Annotated in this window: 10 protein-coding genes; 4 read left to right on the top strand and 6 right to left on the bottom strand. The window is 66.1% G+C overall.

The window, feature by feature from the left end; translation table 11 throughout:
* Window positions 1–5 precede the first annotated feature (5 nt).
* Window positions 6–3638: a transcription-repair coupling factor gene (mfd, locus tag ACUYMZ_RS07590; protein ID WP_481602623.1), complete on the bottom strand. Its 3633-nt coding sequence runs from the start codon at window positions 3636–3638 to the stop codon at window positions 6–8.
* 41 nt (window positions 3639–3679) lie between these two features.
* Between mfd and ACUYMZ_RS07585 the strand changes: the two genes are divergently transcribed.
* The 4 genes from ACUYMZ_RS07585 (at window position 3680) to nhaA (ending at window position 7495) form a co-directional block, all read left to right on the top strand.
* Window positions 3680–5278, top strand: a complete 1599-nt coding sequence (locus tag ACUYMZ_RS07585; protein WP_481602622.1) for an SDR family oxidoreductase — start codon at window positions 3680–3682, stop codon at window positions 5276–5278.
* Window positions 5279–5326: 48 nt separating this feature from the next.
* Window positions 5327–5824, top strand: coding sequence for a DUF2505 domain-containing protein (locus ACUYMZ_RS07580; RefSeq protein ID WP_426006586.1), 498 nt, complete (start codon window positions 5327–5329; stop codon window positions 5822–5824).
* A gap of 1 nt (window position 5825) precedes the next feature.
* Entirely contained in the window at window positions 5826–6047 is a 222-nt protein-coding gene (locus ACUYMZ_RS07575; protein WP_481602621.1) for an SCO4848 family membrane protein, read from the top strand.
* Between the two features lie 149 nt (window positions 6048–6196).
* Entirely contained in the window at window positions 6197–7495 is a 1299-nt protein-coding gene (gene nhaA / locus ACUYMZ_RS07570) for a Na+/H+ antiporter NhaA (protein ID WP_481602620.1), read from the top strand.
* Window positions 7496–7515: 20 nt separating this feature from the next.
* Here the strand turns inward: nhaA and sufU are convergent, their stop codons facing one another.
* The 5 genes from sufU to ACUYMZ_RS07545 form a co-directional block, all read right to left on the bottom strand.
* Window positions 7516–7968, bottom strand: coding sequence for a Fe-S cluster assembly sulfur transfer protein SufU (sufU, locus tag ACUYMZ_RS07565; RefSeq protein WP_481602619.1), 453 nt, complete (start codon window positions 7966–7968; stop codon window positions 7516–7518).
* Between the two features lie 13 nt (window positions 7969–7981).
* Window positions 7982–9307 (bottom strand): cysteine desulfurase, encoded by a 1326-nt coding sequence (locus ACUYMZ_RS07560; protein WP_426006579.1) that lies wholly within the window; start codon window positions 9305–9307, stop codon window positions 7982–7984.
* Between the two features lie 79 nt (window positions 9308–9386).
* Complete coding sequence (locus ACUYMZ_RS07555) at window positions 9387–11930, bottom strand: AAA family ATPase (protein ID WP_481602618.1); 2544 nt, start codon at window positions 11928–11930, stop codon at window positions 9387–9389.
* Between the two features lie 451 nt (window positions 11931–12381).
* On the bottom strand, window positions 12382–15042 hold the full coding sequence (locus ACUYMZ_RS07550) for a helix-turn-helix transcriptional regulator (RefSeq protein ID WP_481602617.1): 2661 nt from the start codon (window positions 15040–15042) through the stop codon (window positions 12382–12384).
* 41 nt (window positions 15043–15083) lie between these two features.
* Entirely contained in the window at window positions 15084–17834 is a 2751-nt protein-coding gene (locus ACUYMZ_RS07545) for a helix-turn-helix transcriptional regulator (RefSeq protein WP_481602616.1), read from the bottom strand.
* Window positions 17835–17972: the final 138 nt, after the last annotated feature.

The raw sequence follows: 17972 nt of genomic DNA, 5'->3' as shown, positions 1-17972 counted from the left end.
TGAAGCTAGCCAGCCTTTACGGGTACGTCGGTGAAGATGGCCTCGATCACGCTATTGGCCCACTCGAGGATCTGGGCGTCCTGCAGGTCGCGGCCACCGATCCGGGCGGTCTTGGGCTTCGGAATGAGGACAGCGTCAAGCGCGGGCTTGACCTGCGAACCCGGGTACATGCGGTTGAGGCGCATGACTTTGGATTCGGGCAGTTGCGCCGGCGAGAAGCGGATGAAGTTGCCTTGGAGCGCGACGTCGGACAGGCCGGCTTCGCGCGCGCCCACACGGAAGCGGGCCACGGCAATGAGGTTCTGCACAGGCAGCGGCGGCTCACCATAGCGGTCCACGAGCTCGGCCAGGACCTCGTCGATGGCCTCGTTCGTCACCGCAGCGGCCAGCTTCCGGTACGCCTCGAGCCGGAGCCGTTCGCCGGGCACATAGTCATGTGGCAGGTGCGCGTTGACGGGCAGCTCGATCTTCATTTCGGCGGCCTTCTCTTCGGCCTCGCCCCGGTACTCGGCCACAGCCTCGCCCACCAGACGGATGTAAAGGTCGAAACCCACACCCTGGATGTGGCCGGACTGCTCACCGCCGAGCAGGTTGCCTGCACCACGGATCTCCAGGTCCTTCATGGCCAACTGCATGCCGGCGCCCAATTCGTTGTGCGCCGCCACGGCCTTGAGACGCTCCAGTGCCACCTCGCCCAACGGCTTCTCCGAGGGGTAGAGGAAGTAGGCATAGGCCCGCTCGCGGCCACGGCCCACGCGGCCACGGAGCTGGTGGAGCTGGGACAGCCCGTATTTGTCCGCGCCGTCGACGATGAGCGTGTTGGCGTTGGAGATGTCCAGGCCGGTCTCAATGATGGTGGTGCACACCAGGACGTCAAAGCGCTTCTCCCAGAAGTCCACGATGATCTTTTCCAGGCGGCTCTCGGACATCTGGCCGTGGGCCACTTCCACCCGGGCTTCGGGAACCAGTTCACGGATCTGAGCGGCAACGCGCTCGATCGAGGAGACCCGGTTGTGCACGAAGAACACCTGGCCTTCGCGCATGAGTTCACGCCGGATCGCCGCCGAGGTCTGCTTGTCCGTGTAGGGGCCAACGTATGTCAGCACGGGATGGCGTTCTTCCGGCGGCGTGGCCAGGGTGGAGGTCTCGCGGATACCCGTCAGGGACATTTCCAGGGTTCGCGGGATCGGCGTGGCGCTCATGGCCAGCACGTCCACGTTGGTGCGCATCTTCTTGAGCGCTTCCTTGTGCTCCACGCCGAACCGCTGCTCTTCGTCCACGATCACCAGGCCAAGGTCCTTGAACTCGAAATCCTTGGACAGCAGGCGATGGGTTCCGATCACCACATCCACGGAGCCGTTCTTGACGCCCTCCGCCGTCTCCTTTGCTTCCTTGCTGGTCTGGAAGCGGGACAGCGGCTTGACCCGCAGGGGGAAGCCGGAGAACCGCTCAGTGAAGGTTTCGTAGTGCTGCTGGGCCAGGAGGGTGGTGGGCACCAGGACCGCCACCTGCTTGCCGTCCTGGACGGCTTTGAAGGCAGCGCGAACAGCGATCTCGGTCTTGCCGTAGCCCACGTCGCCGGATACCAGCCGGTCCATGGGGATTTCGCGTTCCATGTCCGCCTTGACCTCGTTGATGGTGGTCAACTGGTCCGGGGTCTCCACGTAGGGGAATGCTTCCTCAAGTTCACGCTGCCACGGGGTGTCCGGGGCGAAGGCGTGTCCGCGCGAGGCCATGCGGGCCGAGTACAGGCGGATCAGTTCGCCCGCGATCTCCTTGACGGCCTTGCGGGCCTTGGACTTGGTGCTGGCCCAGTCCGCGCCGCCCATCTTGCTCAGCGCCGGTGTATCGCCGCCGACGTAGCGGGTCACTTGGTCCAGCTGGTCCGTGGGAACGAACAGCCGGTCGCCGGGAGCGCCACGCTTGGAGGGCGCGTACTCCAGGACAAGGTACTCGCGAAGGCCCGCATCCGAGGCCGACGTTCCCGCCACCTTGCGCTGGATGAGTTCCACGAACTTGCCGATGCCGTGCTGCTCGTGGACCACGAAGTCGCCTGCGTGCAGTTGCAGCGGATCCACGGCGTTCCGCCGCTTGGACGGCATCCGGCGCATGTCCTTGGTGGAGCTTGCGGACGCGCGTCCCAGAAGGTCGGCTTCGGTGAGGAGGCCCAGTTTGAGGCCGTCCAGCACAAAGCCACGCCCGACGGCGGCACAGGTCACCTCGATGATTCCGGGCTGGGGTTCTGTGTCCAGGGAATCCACGCGGCTGCACGGAATGTCGGCGTCGTGGAACAACTCGGCCAGGCGCTGCGCGGGGCCCGGGCCATCCGTCACCACCACCACGCGCCATTGGTCACGGACCCGGCCACCGATGAAGTCCAGCATCTCCGCAACATCGCCCTGGTATCCGCGCGGCTCCCGGGCATGCAGGTTGAGGACGTCGATATCGAGGACCAGGTCCTCGTCGGAGGCCAGTGAGGTGATGGACCACCAGGACACATCGTGTGCCAGGGCAGAGGAACGGGTGTCCGTGAGGGAACGGAAACTGGCCGCATGCAGGTCCGTGGAGGCGCGGGACAACAGGGCAGTGTCAAGCGCCAAAGGCGCGGTCCCGCCGTCGGACGCTGTTGACCAGGCCGCCTCAAGGAATTCTTCGTTGGTCGCCGCGAGATCGTGTGCGCGCGTGCGCACCTTCTCCGGTTCGATCACCACGGCCAATGAACCTGCCGGAAGCTGGTCCACGAACGGAACCATGGCGTCCACCAGGACCGGCGCCAAGGACTCCATGCCTTCCACGGCGATCCCACCGGCGATCTTCTCCAACATGTCCGCGGCGGCAGGCATGTCTGCCTTCAGCTTGGCCGCACGGGACATGACCGAGGGCGTGATGAGGATTTCGCGGCACGGCGGTGCATGCAGTTCGGTGGGGTGGTGGATGCCGGGGGCGGACAGCGAACGCTGGTCGGCGACCGCGAACCAACGCATCTGGTCTACCTCGTCGCCGAAGAACTCCACGCGGATCGGGTGGTCCTCGGTGGGCGGGAAGACATCGAGGATGCCGCCGCGGACTGCGAATTCGCCGCGGTGGGTCACCATGTCCACGCGGGCGTAGGCGGCGTCGGACAGTGCCCTGACCACGTCGGTGAAGGATCGCTCCTGGCCCACCTTCAACGTGACGGGGACGAGGTCACCCAGCCCGGCCACAATCGGCTGGACCACGGCGCGGACGGGAGCAACCACCACACGCAACGCCGCCGCCGTCGAGCTTTCCGGATGGGCCAGGCGCCGCAGGACGGAAAGCCGGCGCCCCACGGTGTCCGAACGCGGCGAAAGCCGTTCGTGCGGGAGGGTCTCCCAGCTGGGGAAGGTGGCCACTGACTCTGCCGGAAGGTAGGACGCGAGCGCGGAGGTCAGGTCCTCGGCCTCGCGGCCGGTGGCTGTCACGGCAAGCACCACGGCGTTCTCCGGGCCGCCGGCCAGGGCATCGGCCATTTCAGCGAGCAGGACAGACCGCATGCCCGTCGGCGCGCTGATCTGGTAGTCCGTGCTGCGCGACGCGAAAGGCCGCCCAGCCTCTGTCCGGACGCGCGCAAAAGTCTTGTCCTCCGCCAACGCGCGGCGCAGACCGTTGAGGCTCATGGCTGAAACTCCTAGGGTGGGTCCAAGGGCAGGCAACACAAATGCCCGGAAATTCAAACGAATGGCCGGGTCATTCCAGCCTACCCCTCCCTCCGGCCCCAGGAGTTCCCTTGCAGCCAACCGAAGGAAAGCGGTCCCGCACAGTGCAGCAGCCCAGAACAGTCCTCGTCACCGGAGCCACCGGCTATATCGGAGGCCGGCTGGTGCCCCGGCTCCTGGAGGCCGGCCATCGTGTCAAGGTGGTGGTCAGGACGCCTCAGAAAATTGCCGATGTGCCGTGGCGGCAGGACGTGGAGGTGATCCAGGACTCGTTGTCGGACGGCGCCGCTTTGGAAAAGGCACTGGCGGACGTGGAGGTGCTGTATTACCTGGTGCATTCCATGGCCTCCGGCAGCGGGTTCGAGGCGAAGGAAGAGTCCATGGCCCGGTTGGTCGCCTCCGCGGCTGCGGCGGCGAAGGTGGACAGGATCGTTTATCTGGGCGGGCTGCATCCTGACAATGCCCTGCTGTCAACGCACATGCGCTCCCGGGAAAAGGTGGGCCGGGTGTTCCTCGACTCCGGGGTGGACTCGATCGTGTTCCAGGCCGGCGTGGTGATCGGGTCCGGCTCTGCGTCGTTCGAGATGATCCGCCATCTGGCTGACACCCTGCCCGTGATGCCGGCACCCAGTTGGGTCAACAACCGGATCGAAGCCATAGCCGTCCGGGACGTCCTGCACTACCTCGTTGCGGCTGCCACGCTCCCGGACCGCCTCAACCGGACCTTCGACATCGGTTCCCGTGACGTCCTGAAATACAAGGACATGATGAACGAGTACGCAGTGGAACGCGGTTTGCCCCGCCGGCTGGTCATCGCCTTGCCGGTGCCTGCGCCCAAGCTGGCCGGGCTCTGGGTTGCGTTGGTGACGCCCATCCCGTTGTCCATGTCCTTGCCGCTGGTCCAGTCGTTGCAGCACGACGCTGTGTCGCGGGAGCACGACGTCGACCGTTACATTCCCCGGCCCGACGGCGGCCTGACGCCCTACCGCCGCGCTGTCGCCCTGGCGCTCGGCAAGGAACGCGACGGCCAGGTGGAGACCACCTGGGCCAATGCCGGCATTGACGCCGATCCTCTGCCGAGCGACCCCGACTGGGCCGGCTACAAGGTCTACACGGACACCCGCACGTTCCACAGCACAGCCCGGCCGGAGCACGTATGGACCGTGATCGAGGGCATTGGCGGGAAAAACGGCTGGTACTCGCTGCCGCTGGCGTGGCGGGTGCGGGGGTGGCTGGACAAGCTCCAGGGCGGTGCGGGCCTGCTGCGCGGACGCCGCCACCCCAAGACGCTCGGCACGGGCGAGGTGGTGGACTGGTGGCGCGTGGAGGCCATCGACCGGGGGCACCTGCTGCGGTTGCGGGCGGAGATGCGCGCGCCCGGGCGCGCCTGGCTCGAGTTGGCAGTGGAGCCCGACGGCGGCGGGAGCCTCTACAAGCAACGCGCCATTTTCTTCCCCCGCGGTTTGGGCGGAAGACTGTACTGGCTTGGTGTCTATCCGTTTCACGGCGTCATTTTCCCATCCATGGCACGGAACATTTCCGCCGCTGCCATCACCCTGCAGGAAGCTGCAGGTTCAGAGGTCGCCAAGGACACCCCGTAGGATGTTGGGAGCTAAAAGAGCTCCATAACCCCAATCCACGGAGGACCCATGGCCCTGAGTGCATCCACCACCCTGCCGCACAGCGTTGACCGCGTCACCGCCGTATTCGTCAACGAGGACTTCCTGCGCCACACGAGCGAACTGGTGGGCGGCTCCCTGGAATCGTTCACGATCGACGGCGACACCGCCGGCGCCTTCAGCACCACCACCGTCCGCACGCTTCCCACGACGCGCCTTCCGGATATTGCCCGCAAGTTCGTGGGCGAGAGCCTCACGGTCACCCAGACCGAGCAGTGGGAAGCCCCCGCTGCCGACGGTTCGCGTGCCAGCACGATCGCCCTCAAGGTGGCCGGCGCACCGTTGGACGTCACCGCGGTCCAGCGCCTCGTGGCCGAGGGTGGCAGCACCCGCATCGAACTCGAAGGCAACGTCAAGTCTTCTGTGCCGTTCCTCGGCGGCAAGATCGCCGATGCTGCGGAGCCGATGGTGGGCAAGGCCCTGAACATCCAGTCGCAGCAGGCCCAGGCCTGGCTCGAAAGCCACTAGCGTGGACATTCCCGCGATCCTGGCGGTCATCCTGATCATTGCGGGTGTGTGGTCGCTGGTCGTGTGGCCGCAGTTCCTCAAGCGCGTCATGAAGGACCCCCGCGCCCGCGACGCAGCCGGCAAGGCGACGAAGTTCCTGACCGTGCACGTGGTCCTGGTGACCATCTCCATGGTGCTGGGCCTCGCGACGGCGGTCATCGGCGTCGCAGGCCTCATCGCCTGACCCCTCACCCAACTGGGTCGCAGTAGAGCGCGTTTTGACCGTTCATAACGCGCTCTACTGCTACTTACTTGGGTAGGATGGGTGTTGGTGTGCCGGGAAGTCTGGTCGGCGGAGTCATTGTGATACCCCGAACCAGCCAAGGAGCCCGCATGGCCGAACCCACCACGCCCAGCAAGATTTTCGCCCGTTCCAGCTATCCCGAGTACCGCCGCATCCTTGCGATCCTGCGGACGGAGACAGTAGGCGGGGCCCTCCTCCTTGCAGCAACTGTCGTTGCCCTGGTCTGGGCCAACTCCCCCGCTGCCGGCTCGTACTTCGGGCTGCGCGACCTCAAGGCCGGCTACGAACCCTGGCACCTGGACCTCAGCCTGGGCCACTGGGCCTCCGATGGGCTGCTTGCGGTCTTTTTCTTCCTGGCGGGCCTTGAACTCAAACGTGAATTCGTTGCCGGGGAACTCCGCAAACCCGCACGTGCCGTGGTCCCGGTGGCAGCGGCCGTGGGCGGCGTCATGGTCCCGGCGCTCATCTATGTGCTGTTCAACCTCGGCTCAGGACCGGAGACCCTCAAAGGCTGGGCCATCCCCACGGCAACGGACATCGCCTTCGCCCTGGCCGTCCTCGCTGTCATCAACACGCACCTCCCAGCCGCCCTTCGGACGTTCCTGCTCACCCTCGCCGTGGTCGATGACCTCATCGCGATCGGCATCATCGCCTTCTTCTACTCCTCCGGCCTCCAGCCGCTCATGCTTTTGGCCGCGCTGGTGCCACTGGGGATCTTCACCTTCCTGGTGCAGAAGCGCATCCGCAACTGGTATCTGCTGCTCCCCCTGGCCCTGGCCACCTGGGCACTCGTCCATGCTTCCGGGATCCATGCCACGGTGGCCGGAGTGCTGCTGGGGTTCGCCGTCCCGGTCTTTGCCAGCGGAAGGAAAGGCGAGCCCGCCGAAGGACTCGCCGAGTACTTCGAGCACCGGCTGCGCCCCTTCTCCGCAGGATTCGCTGTTCCCGTCTTTGCCTTCTTCTCGGCCGGCGTTGCCCTGGGCGGTGCGGAGGGCATGGCATCGGCACTCCGCGACCCCGTAGCGTTGGGGGTTGTGGCAGCTCTCGTGGCGGGCAAGGCCGTGGGCGTCTTCGGCACCACGTTCCTGATCACCAAGTCCACCCGCGCCAGCCTGGACTCAAGCATCGCCTGGATAGACCTCTTCGGCCTGGCACTCCTTGCCGGCATCGGTTTCACGGTGTCCCTGCTGATCGGCGAGCTGAGCTTCGGTGCCGGTTCGTCCCACAACGACCACGCCAAGGTGGCCATCCTGGCCGGTTCCCTGCTCTCGGCGCTGCTGGCCGCCGTCGTGCTTAAGGCCCGCAACCGGCACTACCGGCAGGTGGCGGCTGAGGAAGTACGGGATGACGACGGCGACGGCGTACCTGACGTTTTCAGCCGCACCTGAGTCCGGCGTCGGGAGGGCGGCTAGGCTATGGCCTGTTTCAGTGCGTCCTCGGCGGCAACCCAGGAGATCATGGCGCATTTGACCCGGGCGGCGTAGCGGGCCACACCCTCGAACGCGGCCGCGTCGCCCAGGATTTCAGGGTCGGCCGGGACCTTGCCCCGGGATCGCAGGACCTCGCGGAAGTTCTCAATTACGGCCTGCAGTTCATCAACGGCCATGCCCTCGCCCATCTCGCTGAGCACGGACGCCGACGCCATGGAGATCGAGCACCCCGCTCCGTCCCAGCTGATCTGCTGCACGGTCCCGTCTGCTACGGCCAGGCGCAGGGTGACCTCGTCGCCGCAGACCGGGTTCAACTGGTGGGACTGGCCCGTGGCCGCTCCGGACGGTGCCGGGGTGCCTGCCAGGCCGCTGCCGTGGCGTTGCTTGGAGTGGTCCAGGATGATCTGCTGGTACAGCTGGTCAAGACTCATGGGGTTCTGCCTTTCAGGCCTGGAAGTACGCCCGCACGCCGGAGACGGCGTCGAGGAAAACGTCGACGTCGTCCGTGGTGTTGTACAGGTAGGTGCTGGCACGGGTAGTGGCCGTCAGCCCCAGCCGGCGGTGCAGTGGCTGCGCGCAGTGGTGGCCCACACGGACAGCGATGCCGCGGTCGTCCAGGAACTGTCCGACGTCATGGGCATGGACGCCGGCGACGTCGAAGGCGGCCAGGCCAATCCGTTCAGCACCGGAGGCCGGACCCAGGACACGAACGCCGTCGATGCTCTCCAGGCCGGCGACCAGGCGCTGTCCCAACGTTGTCTCCCAGGCGTGGATCCGGTCCACACCGGTTTCCGTCAAATAGTTCACCGCTGCGGCGAGGGCAACAGCCTGGGAAATCCGCTGTGTCCCGGCTTCGAAACGCTGCGGTGCCGGCAGGTATTCGGCACGGTCCATGGTGACCGTGGTGATCATGGAACCGCCGGTCAGGAATGGCGGCAGGACATCCAGGAGGTCCTGCTTCCCGTACAGGACGCCAACGCCCGTGGGAGCCAGCATCTTATGGCCGGAGAACACGGCGAAGTCGACGTCCAGGTCCTTGACGTTGACGGGCAGGTGAGGGGCGGACTGGCAGGCGTCCAGCACTACCAGTGCCCCCACCTTGCGGGCCAGTGCCACAAGCTCCGGCACGGGATTGATGGTGCCCAACACATTTGAGGCATGCGTAAAGGCCAGCAAGCGGGTGCGCTCCCCCACGATCGTGGCTGCCGCATCCAGCTGCAGTGCACCCTGGTCTGTGATGGGGATGTATTTCAGGGTGGCTCCTGTGCGGAAGGCCAGTTCCTGCCACGGAATGAGGTTGGCGTGGTGTTCCATTTCCGTCACCACGATCTCGTCGCCCGGACCGATCGCGAGGTCCTTCAGGGCGGCAGCACCCCGTCCCTGCGCGGCCCATAGCGCCGCGTTGGACAGGGCATAGCTGATCAGGTTGAGGCCCTCCGTGGCATTGGATGTCCACACGGTTTCCTCATACTGCGCACCTATGAAGTCCGCCACCGTCTGACGGGCGTTCTCGAAGGCATCCGTGGCTTCCACGGCAAGGTGGTGGGCTCCACGGTGGACCGCGGCATTGCGCTGTTCGTAGAACTCCTGTTCGGCTTCGATGACGCTCAGCGGGTTCTGCGACGTTGCGCCTGAGTCCAGATACACCAGGGGCTTCCCATGGACCAACTGGTCCAGCACGGGGAAGTCGTTCCGGATCCGCAGGACCTCCGCATTGTCCATGGCATGCACGGACGGTTGCAGTGACGCGGGAGTTGATACGACGGTCAAGGGGCGCTCCTTGGGAATCCTTCAGGGACAATCAATTATCCCACGCCCGGCTGTTCCGCCCGATGTGCCATTGCCCACGTCAGCAGCGTGCAGTGCCCGGCTGCCATCCCAACGGTGGAACGGCTTCACTGCCGAATGCGTTCCGGAGCCGCTCCAGCAAGAGGGTGACCCGGCGGCTTGCAGCGGTGCGGGTCCGGGACTCGTAGCCCGTGGCCGCCCGGGAATAACAAAGGGCCGCTTCCGCGAAAAGCCTGTTGGCTGAGAGGCTGCGCCCTGCAGCCTCAAGAACCTTCGGATCATCGGCCAGCAGCGCCGTGGCGAACAACCGTGTTGCTTCGCCCTGCGGCCCTCCCAGTGCACCGCCCAGTTCCGCCAGCCGCTGCAGGACGGAATTCCCGACGCCGGTACCGCTTGCGTTCAGTGCCAACAGGGACAAAGCCGACGCCTCCATCAACGGGGCCCGTCCCGATTGGAAAATGTGCGCCAGATCCAGGAGGGTGCCCGGATCGCCGGATGATGCAGCCAGGGCCGCAGCCCGGTACAACGCCGTTGCCTGCTGCAGGAGCCCCCCGGCGGGCTCCGCCTGTTCATCGGGCACCTTCCGGATCCGGTCCCCCGCCTGGGCAGCATCACCGGCGCATGCCTCGGAGTAGGCCAGCAGGACCGATGCCAGTGCGTGGACGGGCGGCAGGCCGGCGTCGTGAAGTTCAGCAGCAACCGGCTCCAAAATCTGCCGCGCAGCCCCGGGCAGTCCCTGGCTGATGCGCGCGTACCCCCGGGCAACCTCCAGGCTCCACGCCATGTGCGCCGGTACGGCGTAATCCCAGGGACAAGCGGACGCTTGGTCCAGTTGGTCCCACGCCAGTTCGCTGCGGAGGCACATCATGTGCCGCAGCAAGGCACCGGGCCGGAAAACCTCCAGGTCCTGGTCTCCGTCAATCAACGACATCGCTGCAGTGGACGCGGCCAACGCGGCCGTGGCATTGCCTGACGGAAGCAGGCGCTCGGCACTGTGTATCCTTTCCACGACCATCATGCCGGGGTCATCCCCGCCCAGCCCGGATCCGCCGTCGGATTCCCGCGTTTCCGTACCGGCAGATCCTTGGCCATCCACCGGCCAGCCTGGACGTGCTCCTCCAAGAAGATCCAGCGCCATCAGCCGGTGCCTGGCATCAACCTGGACTGCTGCGGCGGGCCCCGGGACTGCCAGGCGCTGCAATTCGGAAGCTGCTTTTTTCAGCAGGCCTTCGGCCACAAGCGCCCTGGCCTTGATCAGCCGGGCTTCGTCGCGGTGTTCCGGATCGCTGACACCTTCGGCTGCCCGTAACGCCAGCGCAGCCGTGGCCGGCTGGTCGGCGGCGGGGGCCGCGGAAAGGATCAGGTCATCGGACACGCTCAGTCCTGCATCCAGGGTCCAAGTCATCCAGCGGATCATGGAAGGGGCGGACTCCCTGGTCACCGCGGGCTGGGTGATACCGAGCCGGAGGTCCCTGCTCCTGCTGGGGGAAACCGACAACCGCGTGCCCTCGCCACGAAGCCACGAATGCGTCCTGACCTGGAACGGCTTGCCCGGCAGCAAGCGGATGCAGCGCAGGGACAGCAGGTGTTCCACCGGCTTCTGACCGAAGCTGCGTTCCACGATGTCCAACTCCAAGGGCTCGGCGAGAGCGATCAACTCCAGCGCATGGCGTTCGTCTGCCGGCAGGAGCGCATTTTCGCCCTGTACGTAGTGCGTCACCCGTGGCCAGGAACACCGGGCCCCCAGATCCACCGTCCAGTATCCGTCGTGCCGGACCAGCAGGCCGGACCGGCGGGCGTCCTCCACCGCAAGGCACATCAGGCCCACGTTGAAGCCACTGATCGCCGCCAGCAAGGCACTGGTGCGCCGTTGGACCTTCCCGCCAAGAACGTCCCCGCACAGGGTGTGGGCTTCCGCGAACGTAAGCGGCGGCAGGAAGTACTGCTCCAGGAAACCGTCCTCCCATAGCTGGTAGAGGTCCTGGGGCAAGGGCCTGTGGTTGTCCGCTGTTGCCACCAGCGTGGCCCCGAAGCCGGGAAGAAGCTGGAGCAGGACGGCCAGGGAAGACGGATCCACGAACTGGATATCATCCACCAGCAGCACCAACGGCGGGCGGGTCGGCGGCACCGCCGGGCGCCTTCCCCGGCGCCGTCCCGGAGGTGGGGTGTAGAGGTGTTCGGCCGGGCCCAAGGTTCGGGTGAAAGCGCGAAGGATGCCGAGCCCGGGATGCCCCGAAGGATCGTTGTCGGGAGGGGGTCCGGCGTCTGCTTCCATGGCTGCGGCCGCGGCTGCAAGAGTGGCGTAGCTGGTGTTTTCCTGTCCTGCTTTGCCGGCAAAAGTCCGGACGTCAATGGTGTCCGGGAGTCCTGATTTGATGGCCAGCAGCAAATGGCTCTTGCCCGATCCCCTGTCCCCGGTAACTACGATGCCGTTGGTTGAGGGTGACGGGATGGCGGCGAGGATAAGCTCCAGCAGTTGCTGACGGTTGGGAAATGGTGTCGGGCTCAGTCCGGCTGAGACGGTCTCTTCGTCCAGCCAGGGGTCCGGCAGCATGCACACTCCAAAAGCAGCAGTCCCTTGATCCGGGAGGTTGATCGGTTCCACGATTGCGGTTTCCCTGGCCTGGAAGCCGGCGACGGCTGGGGGGAGAGTCTCGGTCTCAGAAGACTCTGTCGCCGCCGGCTTCGTCCAGGGGCCGGACCGCCTTTCAGCGGCCGGAGCATCGGCTCAAAGAGACCACCGATGCGGTGTTGCGTTGGTGGAGATCCGGCGATGCTTGGGGCTGACCGTCCTTCCAAGAAACAGTTAACCGCCCGACGAAAACCGGGGCACCAGTAGTTGGTACTCGATTAGTTCCAGCGCTTTTGGGTGCCGGCACTCGCTGGTACTCAGTCACTCATGGCGGCGCTACTTGGTCCCACGACGGACAGGCGGGGCATTACTCCAGTGTTTGGTGGTATCTCCGATCGCATCGGACACCACGTAGCCGGGGCATGCCTGTCAGCGGTACTTGGCGGGCTACCCACGGGTGTCCGCCAGTTATGTCCGGTGCCCGCTAGTTGCGGACGGCAGCTCCAAGATCTTCCCTGCGCCGGATTCCCAGCTTTGCGTAACTGCGGTAGAGATGGCCCTCCACTGTGCGCACGGACACCATGAGCTTCTCCGCGATTTGCCGGTCGGTCAGTCCCGACACCGCGAGCGCCACGATGTCCTGTTCACGCCGGGTCAGCGGCACGGACCGGTCGACTTCCGTGTGGGGGTCCCGGACCACGGAGTCGCCAAGGCTGGCTTCGCTGACGTCCCGCAGCACAGCCGCCTGGCGGGCTTCCGGGCGTTTCCCTTCGGCATCGAAAGCGAGCGCCGCTTTATCGAAGGCAACCGCCGCCGGACCCGGCATTCCGCCGGCCGCCAGCAGGTTGCCTGCATTCACCAGGTCGTCCCCGGCCCCGTCCGCCTGGGCCGTGGCCAGCGACAGCCAGCCACCCGCCCAAGTCCCTGCCATGTCCGAGGCAGTCTCCCGGATCTCGTCCATTGCCTGCTGGTCGCCGAGTTCGGCCCGGAGGACCAGGTTCTGCAGCAGCACGCCGGAGAGGTGGTGCATGGGGGCGCTTCCAGGCAAGGTCCGGAGTCTTTCCAGGCCGGTGCCCCTTTGCAGGTGCTCGTGGCCGGCCAGCGTGAAAAGCTCGGCCAGGGCTTCAACATAGGCACCGCCGGCGGCGGGGACCTCGGGTTCGCCCGCCAACCGCAGGGCCAGTTCTGTGTTGCCCGAACGGGCGGCAGCGTAATAGGCCAGGGCGTTTCCTAGCCGGCGGAGGCGTTGCGGGTCCTTCACCCGCAACGCCTCCACCGCCGGCGTCAACTGGGCGCTGGCCTGTTCCAAGCGCCCTTGCCGCAGGAACGACAACCCCTTGAGTGCCTGGATGTCGCCGCCGAAGGTGATCAGCCCCATGGCCGAGCTAGCGGCATAACGGTTCAAGGCGCCCTCGGCCGCTGCCCACTCGCCGACTTCCAGGGCGGCCAAGGCATAGCGGACCATGATGAAGTCGCTGAAGTACAGGAGGTCGTCGTGGTGTTCGTCAAGGAGCACCAACGCTTCCCGACCTTTGTCGAGCGCCGCGACGGCCTGGCCCTCAACGGTCAGGAGCTCACACTCCATGGCCAGCAGGAACAGGCGGTTCATGACGAAGTCGGGCTGCCCGGGTTCCAGGCCGGCAGCGAAAGTCTCCAGGCCCCGGCCCAGTTCCTGGTACTGGCCGTCGTTGGCCAGGGCCGCAAGTTCCAGGGCGTCGGTGTGCCGATGGAGTTGCGACAGGACAGGATCGTCATCCGAACGCCCCTCGGCCCTCAGGGCAGCAGCCGACCGGGCATCGGCCACGATGTCCGCGGAGGAGTCGCCCAGGGCCGCCCGGGCCGCCGCCCACAGGAGCCCCGCACCCAGCGGACCGGTGGGATCCACGTCCAGGAACCCCGCTTGTTCCTCAAGCAGCCGCGCAGCAGTGCGGTAGTCGCCGTCGTTGTAGTTGACCATGGCCAGCACAGCACGGGCGCGCGGCCGCAGGGCCTCGGAACGCACCTTGTCCGCCGCGGCGCGGGCCAGCGGGTTCTGGAGCAGCTTGGCCGCAAGGAACGCCGCTTGCAGAAGCTGTTCATCCTCGACGTCGGCACCACAGTCCAGCGCCCAGCTCACCATGCGGAGCAGGCCCTCAGCGGTGGCGGGTTCGGCGCCCAGGTGCTGCACCATCCGCTGGCGGATCTGAAGGCTGCGGGCGGGCGATACGATCTGCCGCAAGGCCTCACCGTACATGGGATGCCACATTTTCAGCGCGCTGCCGGGGCCATTCGTGGACACCACCAAACGGCTGTCCATGAGCGACCTGACGGTGTCCCTCCCCACCAGGGCATCCAGCACCGCGGTAGGAACCGGTTCGGAAAGGGCCACGACATACATGGCTTCCCGCTCAGCGTCGCTGGTGCGGAGCACTTTGTTGCGGACCACCTCCGCGAGCCCTTCGCCGCTGCCGGACAGGGCCCTGGTGAGGAACCAAACGCTGTTGCGGCGCACCAGGTTGCCGTCTGCCTTGGAATCGTCCAGCAGACAACGGAGGAGCAGCGGATTCCCTTCGGAGACGGAGTGGAGGACGTCTACCGTACTGGCCATGACCGTGCCGCCCAGCATCATCTCAGCCAGCTGCGCAGCGGTTTCGCGTTCCAGGGGGTGCAGTTCGATGCGTTCGGCCAAGCCGTCGTACCAGAGCTGAAGCAAGGCGGCGGGCAGTCCCGGCCTGGGCCTGCTGGTGGCCACCAGCCGCGCCCACCCAGCCGATACCAGTTCGGCGAGGATCTGGGTGCTGCCCTCGTCGAGGTCGTGGGCGTCATCAACCACCAGGAGCAGCCTTGCTCCCTCACCGCCGCGTCGCTTCTCGAACTGGGCCCAGAACTCCCTCAGGATCGCCACCGGGGACGTGGCCTGCTCCACCGGAAGGTCCAGCAGGTAGGGTGCCAGCACGCCGTACGGTACCGCCGACAGGGCCGGACTGCCGTGGACGCGCATCACCACCATTTCGTGGGACAAGCGGGCGGCTATTTCCGCAGCCATGGCGGTTTTACCCACGCCGGGGTCGGCGATGAGCAGGACTGCCCCCGCTCCGTCCTGGCGCAATATTCCGGTAGCGAGGTCCAGTTCGGCCTCACGGCCCACAAGGTGGTCAGCTTGCATGGGCACCCCGAACCGCGCCATGGGAGGTCAGGGCCGCCACCTCACAGGAGTCCGTTGAGTTCGCCCCGGGACGATACGCCGAGCTTGGTGAAGACTTGGTAAAGGTGACCTTCCACAGTACGCACAGACACCCCAATATCCATTGCGATTTCACGGTTGCTGATACCCTTTCCGGCAAGTTTGGCGATCTGCCGTTCACGCTCAGTCAGGACCGGGGCGTCGCTCCGTGGTTGGATGGGCAACGCCGACACTGACTGTTCCAGCCGTTCAAGCCGCAACTGGGCCGTCCTGGCTGCCGTTGTTTCCCCGGCGTCCCGGGCAAAATCGAGGGCCATGGCCACACAGCGGGCCTCCACCACCAGCAGTTCCATGGCAGCGGCTGCGTCCGCCGCCGCAAGGAGGGACCGGGAGCTGCGGGTCAGGGATCCGCGGGCCAGGTCGCCTGAGATCCGGGCCAAGGGGCCTTGCCTCTTGCCCGCGATCTCTTCCAAAAGCCGGTACTCGGCATCGGTTCCTTCCACGGTGGCACCAAAGAGGCAGATGCCCGCCGTCGTGTACCGTTGCTTGTCCACATCCTGCAGGGCCTTGGCGGTCAAGCGCTGCTTGACCTCCGGGTCACCCATCCAGCGGCCGGCCATGTCCGCACAGAACTCCGCGACCGATTCCGCGAAGAACGTACCCACACCACGGCAGGTGCGGAACAGGTCGAGATACCTGGCCGCTTCCAGCGGGTTTCCCAGCTGGGCATAGGCAAAGGCGGTGGCGGCGTAGGCCACTTTGACCATATTCATGGCCGGACGGAGTTCGAACTGCGCCACCGCCGAACGCAGCGGTTCGATGGCGGAAGACGGCTTGCCCGCGTAGGCGTAAGCAAGGCCAATCCCCAGTTCGGTGATGGCACCCCGGTACTGCAACCGTGACGGGGTGGACGGCGCCCGGCGCATCAGTTCAATGCATTTGCGCCACTGGCCGGACAACAGCAGCACCAGATACGCGTGCCGGGCAAAAGCTTCTTCGAGTTGGGGGGTTCGGTCGGTCGCGTTCATTTGGCGCGAAACAGACCGTGCCAGGTCCTGGGCGTCCAGCTCCCTGCCGACCATGCAGCGGGCTTCAATGAGGTAGCACGCCGACCTGAGCCAGTGTTCCCTGTCCTCGCCAGGGCCCTTGGCCAGTTCCGCTTCCAATGCATCCAGCATGCCGGCGTACTCACCGAGGTAGGTCTGGTAGTCGTAGTTGCAAAGGTCCAGGCGGTTGCGTGCCCGGGTGATGATGTGAAGTTTGTTGGTGGTCCCGTTCCCAGGGGCTGCGGCCCGTGCGTCCAACGCCTCACGGGCCGCCGCAATGACCCCTGGCACCAAACCGGACCGGCCATCGATCCAGGTCATGGCCTGGCATTTGGCAGCCGTCACCTCGGCGAACTCCAACGGGTCGGCGGCAGCCAGCAAAGCTTCCGGGATCTCGTCCAGCGCTTGGGCTGCGTGCAGGGGCAGGTCCAGCATCAGGTAGGCGGACGCCTTGACCCGCTGCCCGGGAATCCATTGCGGATCCTTCTGGTCCAGGGACAGCGTGCATTGGATCGCGAAGTTGGGATCGTAGTCATCAAGTGCCGCCCTGCCTGCGGCAAGTGCGTGGGCCGGAGAAGGTGCCGGTTCGTCCTCGCACGCGTGCATCCAGGCCGCATAGCTCAGCAGGTCCCGGGGAGCCAAGCCCTGGAGCTCGGGTTCCTTGGGGCCCAGCAGCATCAGGCGGAGTTCACGGCGCCTGCGGGTGCCAAGCCATCCCCGGACGACTTCCCCCACGTACGGATCGCGGAGGGAAACCCAGTGCTCACCCGCCCGGTCCACCGTGACGAGGCCGCCTTCTTCCATCTCCACCAGCACCTCGGCGCCGAAGATCGCTGCCAGGTCCACCAGGGTGGCGCGCTGGGCGCAGGCCAGAATTTCGACGACGGTCCGGCTGGCCTGCGATTCGCGCGCCAGCCGGGAGCGCACAAAATCCTCCACCACCGTGGCGCCTTCGAGCTTGACCCTGTCCCGCAGCGTCCATACGGAATCGTTCAGCACCAGGTTGCCGGAGTGGCGCTGTTCATCAAGCAAAGCGTGCAGCAGCATGGGGTTGCCGCCCACCGCCGCGTGCAACGACCCCACCAGCGTGGATGACACGTAATGCCCCAGAACCGAGCCCAGCACCTGCTTGGTCTGTTCCTCGGTCAGGGTATTGAGGTGGACCTCCCCCAGTTGCTCCTCCAGGACCAGGCGGTGGAAGTCCTCCGGCAGATCGCTGGCCCGTTGCACCGTGGCAATCATCTTGGCCGTTCCGGTGGCCATGAGGTTGAGCAGGACACCGGTGCTCATGGGGTCCATGCCCCCGGCGTTGTCCACGATGAACACCGCTTGGCGGCCACCGGCTTCTGCCCGGATCAGGGACGTCACTGCATGCAGGATGCCCGTGGGTGAACTGACGGCTTCGGACGGCAGCCGGGCCAGGAGGAAGCCGAGGCATCCGTAGGGCGTCTGGCCGTTGGCTACCGTGTTGCGCAGTTGAAGGCTGTGGACTTTGGGGCCAAGGGAAGCGACCACCGACCGGGCCAGCCCCGACTTGCCGATGCCCCGTTCACCGGTGAGCACCACGCCGTAGGAACCGGGTGACTCCAGGAACCTGCTGGCCCGCGAAAGATCGTGGCTTCTTGCCAGGAGGGACCATGTCTGCCTGTCTGAAGCCCCGCCCACAAGCTCCGGGGCCGCGGCCCTTGCCGCGCCTCCCCCGCTCCTGTTTAGCAACTCCGCCGACATCTGCATCCTTAGCTACACATTCGCGACAGTCCCCCACCGCGTGGCCCCCACCGCTTTCCTGCGTACCATGCACACTACAGCCGGTCAGCGACAGTTTGGTAGATGCAGGTGCCCCCTGTGCCGTCAGGCTTTGATCAG

The organism is Arthrobacter sp. T572 (genome assembly GCF_056780115.1).
Note: the sequence above shows the minus strand (reverse complement) of the source record. Positions and strands in the feature narration are given on the sequence as shown.